This window comes from Staphylococcus petrasii, from assembly GCF_002902565.1.
Taxonomy (GTDB): Bacteria; Bacillota; Bacilli; order Staphylococcales; family Staphylococcaceae; genus Staphylococcus; species Staphylococcus petrasii.
Genome location: NZ_PPRC01000099.1, coordinates 1 through 285, shown reverse-complemented (window position 1 = coordinate 285; position 285 = coordinate 1). Strand labels below are relative to the sequence as shown.

At 46.7% G+C, this 285-nt stretch carries 1 protein-coding gene; it reads right to left on the bottom strand.

Translation table 11 applies throughout. The annotated features are described in order from the left end of the window. Window positions 1–285: hypothetical protein (locus CD127_RS11390; RefSeq protein WP_179135264.1), on the bottom strand; the 285-nt coding region annotated here is incomplete at both ends.

Genomic DNA, 285 nt, shown 5'->3' with positions numbered 1-285 from the left:
TCTGAATCAGAGTCGCTGTCTGAATCAGAGTCGCTATCAGAGTCAGAGTCGCTATCTGAATCAGAGTCGCTATCAGAGTCAGAGTCGCTGTCTGAATCAGAGTCACTATCAGAGTCTGAATCAGAGTCGCTATCAGAGTCAGAGTCGCTGTCTGAATCAGAGTCACTATCAGAGTCTGAATCAGAGTCACTATCAGAGTCAGAGTCGCTATCTGAATCAGAGTCGCTGTCTGAATCAGAGTCACTATCAGAGTCAGAGTCGCTATCTGAATCAGAGTCGCTGTCT